This window comes from Pseudomonas sp. S2_C03 (genome assembly GCF_054668405.1).
In genome coordinates this window covers 4,490,014-4,503,687 of record NZ_CP162766.1, presented here as the reverse complement: position 1 = coordinate 4,503,687, position 13,674 = coordinate 4,490,014, and the positions used below count along the sequence as shown (strand labels likewise).

Sequence of the window (13,674 nt, the reverse complement as noted above, 5' to 3'; positions counted from 1 at the left end):
CGACAGGGAAGCCCCCCGTCAGAGTCCTGCTTCGCGGGGTTCGCAGGCGCGGGGCTTTTTTGTATGATGTCCGACCCGCGCGCACAGGGCGCCGATTGAGGTTGAGCATGCAGGCCGTAGAAGTTAAGAGCTTCCTTGAAGCAAAGCTGCCGAACACGCAAGTGGAAGTTGAAGGCGAAGGCTGCAATTTCCAGTTGAACGTGATCAGCGATGAACTGGCGGCATTGAGCCCGGTGAAGCGTCAGCAGCAGGTCTATGCCCATTTGAACCCATGGATCACCGATGGCAGCATCCATGCGGTCACTATGAAATTTTTCAGCAGCACGGCTTGGGCCGAGCGCACCTGAGCCCAAGGGCGTCGAGATTCTTATGGATAAATTGATTATTACCGGTGGCGCTCGTCTTGATGGCGAGATCCGCATCTCCGGGGCAAAGAACTCTGCCCTGCCGATCCTGGCGGCCACCTTGCTGTGCGATGGCCCGGTCACGGTTGCCAACCTGCCGCACCTGCACGACATCACCACCATGATCGAGCTGTTCGGCCGCATGGGCATTGAGCCGGTGATCGACGAGAAGCTGGCGGTCGAAATCGACCCGCGCACCATCAAGACCCTGATCGCGCCTTACGAACTGGTGAAAACCATGCGTGCGTCGATCCTGGTGCTGGGGCCGATGGTCGCCCGTTTCGGCGAAGCTGAAGTCGCGCTGCCTGGCGGTTGCGCCATCGGTTCGCGTCCGGTTGACCTGCACATCCGTGGCCTTGAAGCCATGGGCGCGGTGATCGACGTCGAAGGCGGCTACATCAAGGCCAAGGCGCCTGAGGGCGGCTTGCGCGGTGCGCACTTCTTCTTCGACACCGTCAGTGTGACCGGTACCGAAAACATCATGATGGCCGCTGCCCTGGCCAAGGGCCGCAGTGTTCTGGCCAACGCCGCGCGCGAGCCGGAAGTGGTCGACCTGGCGAACTTCCTGAACGCCATGGGTGCCAAGGTTTCCGGCGCTGGCACCGACACCATCACCATCGACGGTGTCGAGCGTCTGCACACCACCACCTTCAAGGTCATGCCTGACCGTATCGAAACCGGCACCTACCTGGTGGCCGCAGCTGTGACCGGCGGGCGTGTGAAGGTCAAGGACACCGATCCGACCATCCTCGAAGCCGTCCTCGAGAAGCTGCGTGAAGCCGGCGCCGAGGTCACCACCGGTGATGACTGGATCGAGCTGAACATGCACGGCAAGCGGCCGAAAGCCGTCAACGTGCGGACCGCCCCGTACCCGGCGTTCCCGACCGACATGCAGGCACAGTTCATTTCGCTCAACGCCATTGCCGAAGGTACGGGCGCGGTGATCGAGACGATCTTCGAAAACCGCTTCATGCACGTTTACGAACTGCACCGCATGGGCGCCAAGATCCAGGTCGAGGGCAACACCGCCATCGTCACCGGTACCGAAAAGCTCAAGGGCGCGCCAGTGATGGCCACCGACCTGCGTGCGTCGGCCAGCCTGGTGATTTCGGCCCTGATTGCCGAAGGCGATACCCTGATCGACCGCATCTACCACATAGATCGTGGTTACGAGTGCATCGAAGAGAAACTGCAGATGCTGGGCGCCAAGATCCGTCGCGTTCCGGGCTAGTTGCTGCTGCATGGGCATAAGGACATGCCCGTTGAATTGTTCCGAGTCGAGGGTGGTTGCACCCTCGATCTGTGTCCGGCGCCGTTTGTGACCGGGCATGAGTACCTTGATAAGGACTGACGTTTCCCATGTTGACCATCGCACTGTCCAAGGGCCGCATCCTTGACGACACCCTGCCGCTTCTCGCTGAAGCAGGCATCGTGCCGACCGAGAATCCGGACAAGAGCCGCAAGCTGATCATTCCCACGACCCAGGAAGATGTCCGCCTGTTGATCGTGCGCGCCACCGACGTGCCGACTTATGTCGAGCATGGTGCCGCTGATCTGGGCGTCGCCGGTAAAGATGTGCTGATGGAATATGGCGGCCAGGGCCTGTACGAACCGCTGGACCTGAAAATTGCCCGGTGCAAGCTGATGACCGCTGGCAAGGTCGGCGCCATCGAGCCCAAGGGCCGCCTGCGCATCGCCACCAAATTCGTTAACGTCGCCAAGCGCTACTACGCCGAACAGGGCCGCCAGGTCGACATCATCAAGCTGTACGGCTCGATGGAACTGGCACCGCTGATCGGCCTGGCCGACAAGATCATCGACGTGGTCGACACCGGCAACACGCTACGGGCCAACGGCCTGGAGCCACAGGATTTCATTGCCGACATCAGCTCCCGGCTGATCGTCAACAAGGCTTCGATGAAAATGCAGCACGCCCGTATCCAGGCGTTGATCGACACCCTGCGCAACGCAGTGGAGTCTCGACACCGCGGCTGATTCACCTGCGCGACGTTGAGTCGCGCCGTCTATCCGCCTCATAGCCAGAATTCTCAGGTGCCCAAGCGGATCGAATGTTAGCTTCGGGCGCCTGAGTTTTTTGCCAATCCTATGAGGCTCTCGCTATGACCGCACTGACTGCAATTCGCCGACTCAACGCTGCTGACCCGGATTTCGCGCATCATCTGGATCATCTGCTGAGCTGGGAAAGTGTGTCTGACGACTCGGTCAATCAGCGGGTGCTGGACATCATCAAGGCCGTGCGCGAGCGTGGCGACGCGGCGCTGGTGGATTACACCCGCCAGTTCGACGGGCTTGACGTTGCGTCCATGGCCGACCTGATCCTGCCGCGCGAGCGCCTGGAACTGGCGCTGACCCGGATCACCGTGCCCCAGCGTGAAGCGCTGGAAAAAGCCGCCGCCCGAGTGCGCAGCTACCACGAAAAGCAGAAACAGGACTCTTGGACCTACACCGAAGCCGACGGCACCGTCCTCGGCCAGAAGGTGACGCCGCTGGACCGCGCGGGCCTTTATGTGCCGGGCGGCAAGGCGTCGTACCCGTCGTCAGTGCTGATGAACGCCATTCCGGCCAAGGTCGCCGGTGTGACCGAAGTGGTCATGGTGGTGCCGACCCCGCGTGGTGAAATCAACGAGCTGGTGTTGGCGGCCGCCTGCATCGCCGGTGTCGACCGTGTGTTCACCATCGGGGGGGCCCAGGCTGTCGCCGCATTGGCCTACGGCACTGAAAGCGTACCGCAGGTAGACAAGGTGGTGGGCCCGGGCAACATCTATGTGGCCACCGCCAAGCGCCACGTGTTCGGCCAAGTCGGTATCGACATGATCGCAGGTCCCTCGGAAATTCTCGTGGTGTGCGACGGCAAGACCGACCCGGACTGGATCGCCATGGACCTGTTCTCCCAGGCCGAGCACGACGAAGACGCCCAGGCGATCCTGGTCAGCCCGGACGCCGAGTTCCTCGATCAGGTGGCTGCAAGTATTGCCAAGCTGCTCCCGACCATGGAACGCGCCACCATCATCGAAACCTCGATTAATGGCCGTGGCGCGTTGATTCAGGTGCGTGACATGGAGCAGGCCATCGAAGTCGCCAACCGTATCGCGCCGGAGCACCTGGAATTGTCGGTCGCCGACCCACAGGCCTGGCTGCCGCAGATCCGCCACGCTGGTGCGATCTTCATGGGCCGCCACACCTCCGAGGCGCTGGGCGACTATTGCGCAGGTCCCAACCACGTGTTGCCGACCTCCGGCACCGCACGGTTCTCCTCGCCACTGGGTGTGTACGACTTCCAGAAACGCTCGTCGATCATCTACTGCTCCGAGAGCGGCGCCTCTGAGCTGGGCAAGACTGCCTCGGTGCTGGCCCGTGGCGAATCGCTGAGCGCCCACGCGCGCAGCGCCGAATACCGCATTCTCGATAAAGACTTCAAACCGGGGCAGGGGAACTGAACATGAGTAAATTCTGGAGCCCGTTCGTCAAGAACCTCGTGCCTTATGTGCCGGGCGAGCAGCCGAAACTGGCTAAACTGGTGAAGCTCAACACCAACGAAAACCCTTACGGTCCTTCGCCAAAAGCCTTGGCGGCGATGCAGACCGAGCTGAACGACAACCTGCGCCTGTACCCGGATCCGAACAGTGATCTGCTGAAAAACGCCGTGGCCAACTACTACGGCGTGAAGAGCAATCAGGTGTTCCTGGGCAACGGTTCCGATGAAGTCCTGGCGCATGTTTTCCACGGCTTGCTGCAACACGACAAACCGCTGCTGTTTCCGGACATCAGCTACAGCTTTTATCCGGTGTACGCCGGGCTGTACGGCATCACCTTCGATGCCGTGCCGCTGGATGCGCAGTTCCAGATCAACCCGGCGGACTACGCCAAGCCGAATGGCGGGATCATCTTCCCCAACCCGAACGCGCCGACCGGTTGTCTGCTGGCGCTGGACGCGGTTGAGCAGATCCTCAAGGCCAGCCCGGATTCGGTGGTCGTGGTCGACGAGGCCTACATCGACTTCGGCGGCGAAACCGCGATCAGCCTGGTGGACCGCTACCCGAACCTGCTGGTGACCCAAACCCTGTCCAAGTCCCGTTCCCTGGCCGGCCTGCGGGTTGGCCTGGCGGTGGGGCATCCGGACCTGATCGAAGCGCTGGAGCGCATCAAGAACAGCTTCAACTCCTACCCGCTGGATCGCCTGGCCAATGTCGGCGCTGCTGCTGCCTTCGAGGATCGCGAGTACTTCGATAAGACCTGTCGCCAGGTGATCGAAAGTCGCGAATGGGTGACTGCGCAGTTGCAAGCCAAGGGTTTTGAGGTGCTGCCGTCGGCCGCCAACTTCATCTTCGCCCGCCACCCGCAACATGACGCGGCAGGCCTGGCGGCGAAGTTGCGCGAGCAGGGTGTGATCGTTCGGCACTTCAAGCAGGAGCGGATTGCGCAGTTCCTGCGGATCTCGATCGGCACGCCGGAGCAGAACCAGGCGTTGATCGAGGGGCTTGGAGATCTATAGAACGCTGGAAAACCCTGTAGGAGCGAGCTTGCTCGCGATAGCTATTTTCAATTCAACATGATTGTTGGAGTATTAATCGCATCGCGGGCAAGCCCGCTCCTACAGGGGTATCGCAGGCTGGTTTATTCGTGATGGGGTTCGCCCAGGAACGTCAGCGAACTGAACAAGCCTCGACTGCTGACATCTGGGCTGCCCTTAACCGGCACTTCCACCTGCGCCGCAATCACATTCAACCCTTCGTTACGCACCACCACCTGCGCGCGACCGTCCTTGTCGGTTTCGGTGCTCAAGGTGTTCGGCGCGTTGCGATAGTCGCCGATCAACTTCACTCCGGCGGCCGGTTGGCCATCCACCAGAACCCGGACCGGTAGCGGGTTGCCGGGTCCGACGGTCAGCGGATCGACCTCCGGCAAAATCAGCAGTTTGATCTGATCCAGTTTCGGCAACTTCGCGCCTGCCTGATAAATCGCCAGGCTGTACTTGAAGGTGTGCGTGGCCTCAATCGCACCCGGCACCTTGCTGCGTCCTTCGTTGATCCACTTTTTGTCCGCCGTCTGTGACCACATGCCGTTGTCCAGGACGATCGCCATAACGGCCGGTGGTTTCAGCGGTTGCAGGCGTGCGTGATCGACCAGGCGCCGGACCGTCACCGGGATCATCTTGCCGCCGGCGTCATACGCCCAGGCGCCGCTGATTTTCTGCGCCTTGAAGGCGTTATCTTCGGCACCGTGGCCGTAGACCACTTCGATGTTGCCGCGACGTTGTTCAGTCCACAGGCCGTGGGCTGAAGCCTGGGTGGCGAAAAACAGGCCGAGCACGGCGATGGATTTGAGAGCAAGCATGGTGACGTCCTTTTACAGGTTGAGTGTGAGGCTGAGGGTAAAATTGCGCGGCTCGCCGGGGTTGACCCAGTAGTTGCTGTACGAGCGCTCGAAGTATTTCTCGTCGAAAAGGTTGTTCAGGTTCAGGCCGACGGTGACGTTGTCGCTGGCCTTGTAGTGCGCCAGCAGGTCGACGGTGTGATAGGCGGGCAGTTCGAAGTCACTGCCGGCCTCGCCCGAGCGATCCCCCACATAGGTGAACGCCACACCAACGTCCGAGCCGCGCAGGCGGCCGTCCTGGAATTCATAGACGCCCAACAGGCTGCCACTGCGTTTGGCCACGCCGAGGATGCGGCTGCCGGCGGGGATCACCGCGTCGCCTTGAGTGACTTGCGCGTCGATGTAAGCGAAGGCGCCGATGACACGGATGGCGTCGGTCACTTGCCCGCTCACTTGCCAATCAAAACCCTGGCTGCGGGCCTTGCCCATGGCGCGGCTGGTGTCGGTGCCCGGGTCGAGGGCAAGAACGTTTTCCTTGTCGATGTGGAAGAAGGCGAGGGTGCTGCTCAGGCGGTCGTCGAACAGTTGATTCTTGATGCCGACTTCGTAGCCGACACCTTCCTCCGGGTCGAAGGATTTGCCATTGGCGTCCAGGCCATTGTTCGGTTTGAACGAGGTCGAGGCATTGGCGAACACGCCGGTTTGCGGGGTTAGCTGATAGAGCAAACCGGCGCGTTGGGTCAGGGCGTCATGGTGCTGGCGGCTGGTGGCCGCGCGGGTGTGGTCGTCGATGCGCTGGTCGAAATGCTCGAAGCGCGCGCCGAGCATGCCGCGCAATTTGTCGGTGAAGATGATCTGGTCCTGCAGGTTCAGTGCATGGCTTTGGACGTGTTCTAAAAAATCCGTCCCGGAACGCGCACCGTTGGGTTTCGGTTGGCCATGGATCGGGTGATAGATGTCGATGGGGTAGGCACCCCCAGCGATGGTGGTGACGCGTTCGTCCTTGCGGTAGTTCTCGTATTCGCTGCCGATCAACAGTTCGTGCTGCAAGTTGCCGAGGTCGAACAGGCCCCGAAGTTCGAGCTGGGTGATGCTGTCGTGCCAGTTGTTGTCGCGCTCGCGGTAACGGCGATTGACCGTGTGGCCATCGGCGTTCAGTGCGCGTTGCTCGCTGGCGTTGCCCCAGAGTTTGCCTTCCTTGTAGTGGCTGGCGAGGCGCAGCTTCCAACGGTCGTTCAGGTGATGTTCGAGGGCGGCCTGAAGCATGGTGTTGTGGTTGTCGATGTCACCATCGTTGGGTTCGCCCAGGAAGGTCGAGCGCGAGACACCGTTCCAGCGATTGCCTGGCGCGACGATGCCACGGTCGAACGTCGAGCTGTGGCGCACGAATTCGCTTTCTACCAACAGGTTCGTGTCCGGGTTCAGTTGCCAACTGAAGGAGGGCGCGACAAACACTCGCTTGCTGGTGACGTGGTCGCGAAAGCTGTGGTTGTCTTCAACGGCAAGGTTGACCCGCGACAGCACGTTGCCCTGTTCGTCCAGCGGCGTGTTCACGTCCAGTGCGGTGCGATAGCGATCCCAACTGCCGGCGCTGGTTTGCAGGGTGGTGAAGGCTTCGGGCTGGGGCTTCTTGGTGACGATGTTCACCGTGCCGCCTGGATCGCCCCGGCCATACAGGCTGGCAGCCGGCCCCTTGAGCACTTCGATGCGCTCGATGTTGGCCACGTCCGGGGTGCTCGGGTAGCCGCGGTTGGCGCTGAAACCGTCCTTGTAAAACTCTGATGTCGTGAAGCCGCGCACGCTGTATTCGTACAGCGTCAACCCACCAAAATCGTTCTGCTTCGATACGCCACCCGCGAAATCCAGAGCGCGCTCGACGTTGCTGCTGCCCAGATCCTTGAGCACGCTTGCCGGCACCACGCTGATCGCCTGCGGGATGTCAGCGATTGCAGTGTCGGTTTTCGTGGCGCTGGACGAGCGTGTCGCACGATATCCCTTGACTGGCCCGGTGGGGGATTCGTAGTCGGACTTGATGCTGATGGCGTCGAGTTCCAGACGCAGGGGGTCTTCGGCGAAGGCAGGATCGGCCAGCAATCCAAGGGTCAGGCCCAGCAGCGAGGCCCTTTTTCGAGACGGCATGTTATGTTGTTCCAATTGCGAGAATTGAAACAATATAACATGTCTAATGAGAATGTATTCCAGTAGCGCAAGATTCCTGCGCCCGGTTTAGTTCTCTTCTTTTTCCTTCACCGGTGCCGGTGGTGGGCGCAAGCCGATTTCCGCCGTGAGCTTGAGCTCCTTGCCATTGCGCATGACCTGGATCGTCACCTTGTCGGTTGGCTTGATTCGCGCCACCTGGTTCATCGAACGACGGCCATCGCCCGCGGGCTCGCCATCGATGGTCAGGATCACGTCACCCAGTTGCAGGCCCGCTTTCTGTGCCGGGCCATCGCGGAAAATCCCCGCGACCACAATGCCCGGACGTCCCGACAGGCCAAACGACTCCGCCAACTCCTGAGTCAGCGGCTGCACCTCGATCCCGAGCCAGCCACGGATCACCTGGCCGTGCTCGATGATCGACTTCATCACTTCCATCGCCAGTTTCACTGGGATCGCAAAGCCGATGCCTTGCGAGCCGCCGGACTTGGAGAAGATCGCGGTGTTGATGCCGGTCAGGTTGCCATTGGCGTCTACCAGTGCGCCGCCGGAGTTGCCCGGGTTGATCGCCGCATCGGTCTGGATGAAGTCTTCGTAATTGTTCAGGCCCAGCTGATTGCGGCCGGTGGCGCTGATGATGCCCATGGTCACGGTCTGGCCAACGCCGAACGGGTTGCCGATGGCCAGCGCGACGTCACCGATGCGAATGTTGTCGGAACGGCCGACGGTGATCGAAGGCAGGTTCTTCAAATCGATCTTGAGAACCGCGAGGTCGGTTTCCGGGTCGCTGCCGATGACGCGGGCCAGGGTTTCACGGCCATCCTTTAGGGCGACAACAATCTGGTCCGCGCCGCTGGTCACATGGTTGTTGGTCAGCAGATAGCCTTCCGGGCTCATGATCACGCCGGAGCCGAGGCTCGACTCCATACGCTTCTGCTTGGGTGAGTTGTCACCAAAAAAACGACGGAACTGCGGATCTTCGAACAACGGATGGTTTGGCCGGCTGACCACCTTGGTGGTGTACAGATTGACCACCGAGGGCGCCGCGATGGTCACCGCATCGGCGTAGGACACCGGGCCTTGTTGCACTGTGGTGGTTTGCGGGGCTTGCTGCAGGTTGACGTCGAGACTCGGAAGGCCGACCCACTCCGGGTAACGCTGGATAATCAACAGAGCGATAAGCACGCCGGCCAACAGCGGCCAGCCGGAAAAACGCAGCGCCTTGAGCATTAAGCACGTCCTGAGAGGTTGCAGGCAGCATGAGACCGCCGATAATGTCGCGCATTATACGAGGCCGCGCGCGCCTCTGAACGGGATATTTAGGAGTCTTTTATGGCCGTCGCCCTGAGCACACTTGTAGAAGAAGCCGACCGTTACCTGAACAGCGCCAGGATCGCCGATTATTGCCCCAACGGCTTGCAGGTCGAAGGTCGCCCGCAGGTCATGCGTATCGTCAGTGGCGTCACCGCCAGTCAGGCGTTGCTGGACGCCGCCGTCGAAGCGCAGGCCGACCTGGTGCTGGTGCACCACGGGTATTTCTGGAAGGGTGAGAACCCGTGCATCACCGGCATGAAGCAGCGTCGGTTGAAAACCCTGCTCAAGCACGACATCAGCCTTCTGTCCTATCACCTGCCCCTGGACCTGCATCCGGAAGTCGGCAACAACGTGCAGTTGGCGCGGCAGCTGGACATCACCGTCGAAGGTCCGCTCGATCCGGACAACCTGAAAGTGGTGGGGCTGGTCGGCTCGCTCAATGAGCCCATGACGGCCAGGGATTTTGCCCGCCGCGTTCAGGAAGTCATGGGGCGCGAACCGTTGCTGATCGAAGGCAGCGAGATGATTCGCCGGGTGGGTTGGTGCACCGGCGGCGGTCAGGGCTACATCGATCAGGCGGTGCTGGCCGGTGTCGACCTGTACCTCAGTGGCGAGGCCTCGGAACAGACCTTCCACAGCGCCCGGGAGAACGGCATCAGCTTCATTGCCGCCGGCCACCACGCTACCGAGCGCTACGGCGTGCAAGCGCTGGGCGACTACCTGGCCCGACGCTTCGCCCTGGAGCACATCTTCATCGATTGCCCGAATCCGATCTGACCCTGCTCGCCCCCACAGAAGATCAGGAAGGCAATGATCCCCTGTAGGAGCGAGCTTGCTCGCGATGGCGGTGTGTCAGACGCTGATGAGGCTGGATGTGCCGGCCCCATCGCGAGCATGCTCGCTCCTACAGGAGTCGGTCCTTACTGCCCAAACGCAGGGGTATATTCATATACCCTTTCGATCTAGCGGGCGCCCTGATTAGAAGAGGTCGGTGTGCTAGGATTCCTCGCTCGAACACGGCCCGCTGGCCGTTCATAAAAGTTTTCGTGAGTAGCCATGGTCGACAAACTGACGCATCTGAAACAGCTGGAGGCGGAAAGCATCCACATCATCCGCGAGGTGGCCGCCGAGTTCGACAACCCGGTGATGCTGTACTCCATCGGCAAAGACTCCGCCGTGATGCTGCACCTGGCACGCAAGGCATTTTTCCCCGGCAAGCTGCCGTTCCCGGTGATGCACGTCGACACTCGCTGGAAATTCCAGGAGATGTACGCCTTCCGCGACAAAATGGTTGCGGACCTGGGCCTGGACCTGATCACCCACATCAACCCGGACGGCGTGGCGCAGAACATCAACCCGTTCACCCACGGCAGCGCCAAGCACACCGACATCATGAAGACCGAAGGCCTTAAACAGGCTTTGGACAAGCACGGTTTCGACGCCGCTTTCGGTGGTGCGCGCCGCGATGAAGAGAAGTCCCGCGCCAAGGAACGTGTCTACTCGTTCCGCGACAGCAAGCATCGCTGGGACCCGAAAAACCAGCGCCCGGAACTGTGGAACGTCTACAACGGCAAGGTCAACAAGGGCGAATCCATTCGTGTGTTCCCGTTGTCGAACTGGACCGAGCTGGACATCTGGCAGTACATCTACCTCGAAGGGATCCCGATCGTGCCGCTTTACTTCGCCGCCGAGCGTGAAGTCATCGAGAAGAACGGCACCCTGATCATGATCGACGACGAGCGCATCCTCGAGCACCTGAGCGATGAAGACAAAGCACGCATCGTCAAAAAGAAAGTGCGATTCCGTACCCTTGGCTGCTACCCGTTGACGGGCGCGGTGGAGTCCGAGGCCGAAAGCCTGACGGACATCATTCAGGAAATGCTCCTGACGCGAACTTCCGAGCGCCAGGGCCGTGTCATCGACCATGATGGCGCAGGCTCGATGGAAGACAAAAAACGTCAAGGGTACTTTTAAGCTTCGAGTTACAAGCGGCAAGCTGCAAGTTAAAGGCGGTATGCGTAACTTCGCGGTTTGGTGCTTGCAGCCGGTTGTTGCGAGCCGCGATTGAGTGACTCGTAATGGACTTCGAGAAGTTGGTTGTTTGGCAGAGAAGCAAGTGTCTGGCAGTGGGGATCTACCGAGAGTTTGCCCAATGCGGGGATTTTGGATTCAAGGACCAGATCACCCGCTCAGCACTTTCGGTACCCTCCAACATTGCTGAGGGGATGGAGCGTCGCAGCGCCAAAGAAAAGGTACGTTTTCTTTGGATCGCGAAGGCTTCTTGTGGAGAGTTACGAACCCAGATTCTCATCGGCAGCGACATTGCTTACATCGCCCATCCGCTGGCTGAAAACTGGATTACAGAAACCCGTGAGCTCTCAAAGATGCTCTGCGGCTTGATCAACAAAATTTCTGACTAGCTGTACGCCGACAAGCTTGCCGCTTGAAGCTTACAGCTTGGAGCTTGAACCCGATGAGCCATCAATCTGATTTGATCAGCGAGGACATCCTCGCCTACCTGGGCCAGCACGAACGTAAAGAGCTGCTGCGCTTTTTGACCTGCGGTAACGTCGATGACGGCAAGAGCACCCTGATCGGGCGCCTGCTGCATGACTCCAAGATGATCTACGAAGATCACCTGGAAGCGATCACCCGCGACTCGAAAAAAGTCGGCACCACCGGCGAAGACATCGACCTGGCGTTGCTGGTTGACGGTTTGCAGGCCGAGCGTGAGCAGGGCATCACTATCGATGTTGCCTACCGCTACTTCTCCACGGCCAAGCGCAAGTTCATCATTGCCGACACCCCGGGCCATGAGCAGTACACCCGCAACATGGCCACCGGTGCATCCACCTGTGACCTGGCGATCATCCTGGTTGACGCCCGCTACGGCGTGCAGACCCAGACGCGCCGACACAGCTTCATTGCCTCCTTGCTGGGCATCAAGCACATCGTCGTGGCCATCAACAAGATGGACCTCAAGGGGTTCGACCAGGACGTGTTCGAGGCGATCAAGGCCGATTACCTGAAGTTCGCCGAAGGCCTGAAACTGCAACCGACCAGCCTGCACTTCGTGCCGATGTCGGCCCTCAAGGGCGACAACGTGGTGAACAAGTCCGAGCGTTCGCCGTGGTACACCGGCCAGTCGCTGATGGAAATTCTCGAGACGGTGGAAGTGGCGGGCGATCGCAACTTCACCGACCTGCGTTTCCCGGTGCAGTACGTCAACCGTCCGAACCTGAACTTCCGTGGATTTGCCGGCACCCTGGCCAGCGGCATCGTCAAGAAAGGCGACGAAGTGGTGGTGCTGCCATCAGGCAAGAGCAGTCGCGTGAAATCCATCGTCACCTTTGAGGGTGAGCTGGAGCATGCGGGCCCAGGCCAGGCGGTTACGCTGACCATGGAAGATGAAATCGACATCTCCCGGGGCGACCTGTTGGTGCACGCCGACAACGTTCCGCCAGTGACCGACAGCTTCGAAGCGATGCTGGTGTGGATGGCTGAAGAGCCGATGCTGCCGGGCAAGAAATACGACATCAAGCGTGCCACCAGTTACGTGCCGGGCTCCATCGCCAGCATCGTCAACAAGGTCGACGTCAACACCCTGGAAGAAGGCCCGGCTAGCGCGCTGCAACTGAACGAAATCGGCAAGGTCAAGATCGCGCTCGACGCGCCGATTGCCCTCGACGGTTACGACAGCAACCGCACCACCGGCGCGTTCATCATCATCGACCGCTTGACCAACGGCACCGTTGGCGCGGGCATGATCGTCGCGCAACCTTTGGCGCATGGCACCAGCACCCACCACGGCAAACTGGCTCACGTGGCTACCGAAGAACGTGCCCAGCGCTTCGGCCAGCAGCCCGCTACCGTGCTGTTCAGCGGCCTGTCGGGCGCCGGCAAGAGCACCCTGGCCTACGCGGTTGAGCGCAAGCTGTTCGACCTCGGTCGTGCGGTGTTCGTGCTCGATGGCCAGAACCTGCGTCATGACCTGAACAAAGGGCTGCCGCAGGATCGCGCCGGACGTACCGAGAACTGGCGCCGTGCCGCGCATGTAGCGCGTCAGTTCAACGAAGCCGGCCTGTTGACCCTGGCGGCGTTTGTCGCACCAAGTGCCGAAGGTCGCGAACAGGCCAAGGACCTGATCGGCAAGGAGCGCCTGCTGACGGTCTACGTCCAGGCCTCACCAGCCGTGTGCGCAGAGCGTGACCCACAAGGCCTGTACGCGGCAGCCGGGGATAACATTCCGGGCGAGTCCTTCCCGTACGACGTGCCGCTGGATGCTGATCTCGTGATCGACACCCAGTCCGTGTCGCTGGAAGAGAGCGTCAAACAAGTGCTGGATCTGCTGCGCAAGCGCGGGGCGATCTAGGGCAGGGGCAGCGGCAAGCTTTCAGCTTCAAGCTGCAAGGAAAAGCCCGCGGACAGGTGAATGTCTGCGGGCTTTTTTGTTTCTGGTCGGGCC

12 protein-coding genes are annotated in these 13,674 nt (G+C 60.7%); 9 read left to right on the top strand and 3 right to left on the bottom strand.

The window, feature by feature from the left end; genetic code table 11:
• Positions 1-107 precede the first annotated feature (107 nt).
• The 5 genes from AB4N64_RS20885 to hisC all read left to right on the top strand — a co-directional run bounded on the left by AB4N64_RS20885 (position 108) and on the right by hisC (position 4,917).
• The gene (locus tag AB4N64_RS20885; RefSeq protein WP_460118082.1) at positions 108-347 is read left to right on the top strand and encodes a BolA family protein; all 240 of its coding nucleotides are present in this window, start codon (positions 108-110) and stop codon (positions 345-347) included.
• A 22-nt stretch (positions 348-369) separates the two neighbouring features.
• Positions 370-1,635: a UDP-N-acetylglucosamine 1-carboxyvinyltransferase gene (gene murA, locus AB4N64_RS20880; RefSeq protein ID WP_460118079.1), complete on the top strand. Its 1,266-nt coding sequence runs from the start codon at positions 370-372 to the stop codon at positions 1,633-1,635.
• A gap of 128 nt (positions 1,636-1,763) precedes the next feature.
• Positions 1,764-2,399, top strand: a complete 636-nt coding sequence (gene hisG, locus AB4N64_RS20875; protein WP_460118076.1) for an ATP phosphoribosyltransferase — start codon at positions 1,764-1,766, stop codon at positions 2,397-2,399.
• Positions 2,400-2,524: 125 nt separating this feature from the next.
• The gene (hisD, locus tag AB4N64_RS20870; RefSeq protein WP_460118073.1) at positions 2,525-3,862 is read left to right on the top strand and encodes a histidinol dehydrogenase; all 1,338 of its coding nucleotides are present in this window, start codon (positions 2,525-2,527) and stop codon (positions 3,860-3,862) included.
• Positions 3,863-3,864: 2 nt separating this feature from the next.
• Entirely contained in the window at positions 3,865-4,917 is a 1,053-nt protein-coding gene (gene hisC, locus AB4N64_RS20865) for a histidinol-phosphate transaminase (protein ID WP_460118070.1), read from the top strand.
• A gap of 122 nt (positions 4,918-5,039) precedes the next feature.
• Here the strand turns inward: hisC and AB4N64_RS20860 are convergent, their stop codons facing one another.
• The 3 genes from AB4N64_RS20860 to algW form a co-directional block, all read right to left on the bottom strand.
• A complete protein-coding gene (locus tag AB4N64_RS20860) occupies positions 5,040-5,759 on the bottom strand; it encodes a DUF4198 domain-containing protein (protein ID WP_460118067.1) in 720 nt (239 codons plus the stop codon).
• A 12-nt stretch (positions 5,760-5,771) separates the two neighbouring features.
• The gene (locus AB4N64_RS20855; protein WP_460118064.1) at positions 5,772-7,877 is read right to left on the bottom strand and encodes a TonB-dependent siderophore receptor; all 2,106 of its coding nucleotides are present in this window, start codon (positions 7,875-7,877) and stop codon (positions 5,772-5,774) included.
• An 87-nt stretch (positions 7,878-7,964) separates the two neighbouring features.
• The gene (algW, locus tag AB4N64_RS20850) at positions 7,965-9,125 is read right to left on the bottom strand and encodes a Do family serine endopeptidase AlgW (RefSeq protein ID WP_460118061.1); all 1,161 of its coding nucleotides are present in this window, start codon (positions 9,123-9,125) and stop codon (positions 7,965-7,967) included.
• A gap of 102 nt (positions 9,126-9,227) precedes the next feature.
• Here algW and AB4N64_RS20845 point away from each other — a divergent pair, with 102 nt between their 5' ends.
• The 4 genes from AB4N64_RS20845 to cysN all read left to right on the top strand — a co-directional run bounded on the left by AB4N64_RS20845 (position 9,228) and on the right by cysN (position 13,581).
• Entirely contained in the window at positions 9,228-9,986 is a 759-nt protein-coding gene (locus AB4N64_RS20845; RefSeq protein WP_460118058.1) for a Nif3-like dinuclear metal center hexameric protein, read from the top strand.
• A gap of 279 nt (positions 9,987-10,265) precedes the next feature.
• The gene (cysD, locus tag AB4N64_RS20840) at positions 10,266-11,183 is read left to right on the top strand and encodes a sulfate adenylyltransferase subunit CysD (RefSeq protein WP_093226702.1); all 918 of its coding nucleotides are present in this window, start codon (positions 10,266-10,268) and stop codon (positions 11,181-11,183) included.
• 104 nt (positions 11,184-11,287) lie between these two features.
• The gene (locus tag AB4N64_RS20835; RefSeq protein WP_460118055.1) at positions 11,288-11,629 is read left to right on the top strand and encodes a four helix bundle protein; all 342 of its coding nucleotides are present in this window, start codon (positions 11,288-11,290) and stop codon (positions 11,627-11,629) included.
• 53 nt (positions 11,630-11,682) lie between these two features.
• Positions 11,683-13,581, top strand: coding sequence for a sulfate adenylyltransferase subunit CysN (gene cysN / locus AB4N64_RS20830; protein ID WP_460118052.1), 1,899 nt, complete (start codon positions 11,683-11,685; stop codon positions 13,579-13,581).
• The last annotated feature ends 93 nt before the right edge of the window (positions 13,582-13,674 follow it).